This window comes from Paraburkholderia sp. RL18-085-BIA-A, from assembly GCF_046027075.1.
In the GTDB taxonomy this organism is placed as follows: Bacteria; Pseudomonadota; Gammaproteobacteria; order Burkholderiales; family Burkholderiaceae; genus Paraburkholderia.
Window position 1 is genome coordinate 1 of sequence record NZ_JARESU010000464.1, and the last position, 1,116, is coordinate 1,116.

Sequence of the window (1,116 nt, forward strand, 5' to 3'; positions counted from 1 at the left end):
GTAAGCGTCATTTGAAGGCCGTATCGACATCGACGTTGAGAGTGTCCAAAGTGATGTCCATCACTTCGAGTAGTGGGGACCACTTTGATGACAGAGATCGACAGTGCTGGAAGCCGCAAGGGGCGGCCGAATTACGCGCCTGAATTCCGGCGTGAAGTTGCGATGGCAGCGTGTGAGCCGGGCATCTCGGTGGCGAAGCTCGCGCAGTCGCACGGTCTGAATCCGAACATGGTGTTCAAGTGGCGCAGGCAGTACCGTGCCGGTCTGCTGGACAAGAGGACGGCGAGCGAGACGGCAGTGTTCGTTCCGGTGGCGATGTCGCCGGATGATTTGATGGCGGTTTCGGCGCTACCGGTGCCGACAGCGCAATTACCATTGCGCGCACAGGAAGCCGCGACTTCAGGTATAGAGATCGAGCTCAATGGCGCACGCGTGCGAGTGAGCGGGAAGGTAGACCCAGCCCAGTTGCGACTGGTGCTGCATTGCCTGAGGCCGGCATGATCGCGCTGCCGACCGGCACCCGCATCTGGCTCGCCGCAGGCGTCACCGACATGCGCCGCGGCATGGATGGTCTGGCTGCACTGGCGCAGGTGGCCCTTGAGCAAGACCCGTTCTCGGGCCACGTGTTCGCTTTCCGTGGTCGCCGTGGCGATCTGGTGAAACTGCTGTGGTGGAGTGGCGATGGAATGAACCTGTACGTCAAGCGCCTGGAGCGAGGCCGTTTCATCTGGCCGCAGGCCAACGCGGGATGCATCCATCTGTCGGCGGCACAACTGTCGATGCTGCTCGAAGGCATCGACTGGCGACGCCCCGAACGGACGTGGAGGCCCACATGCGCCGCGTAAATTTGCCCCCACTTCTGCGCGTGCCTGGTAAACTCTCAGGCATGCCAGTCAGCCGACTTCCCGACGACATCGACACACTCAAGCGCATGCTTGTCTCGCGCGAAGAAACCATTGCGCGCCTGCTTGCCGAGATCTCGCGTCTGAAGCGCTGGCAGTACGGACGCTCGTCGGAGCGCATGGCAGAACTGACGGGACAACTGCAGCTCGCACTCAGTGGCGGGTCACTGCCGCAGCAGGATGCCGTGCCGGCACCGGCGCCAGAACCGGTGCC

The 1,116-nt window shown here is 62.7% G+C and carries 3 protein-coding genes; all 3 read left to right on the forward strand.

The window, feature by feature from the left end; genetic code table 11:
* The first annotated feature begins 87 nt into the window (after nt 1-87).
* Nucleotides 88-501: an IS66-like element accessory protein TnpA gene (tnpA, locus tag P0D89_RS53240; RefSeq protein WP_408371288.1), complete on the forward strand. Its 414-nt coding sequence runs from the start codon at nt 88-90 to the stop codon at nt 499-501.
* Nucleotides 498-845, forward strand: coding sequence for an IS66 family insertion sequence element accessory protein TnpB (gene tnpB / locus P0D89_RS53245; protein ID WP_408296141.1), 348 nt, complete (start codon nt 498-500; stop codon nt 843-845). Before tnpA ends, tnpB begins: the two co-directional genes overlap by 4 nt.
* Nucleotides 846-886: 41 nt before the next feature.
* A partial coding sequence (locus tag P0D89_RS53250) for an IS66 family transposase (RefSeq protein WP_408371290.1) occupies nt 887-1,116 on the forward strand: 230 nt, incomplete at its 3' end.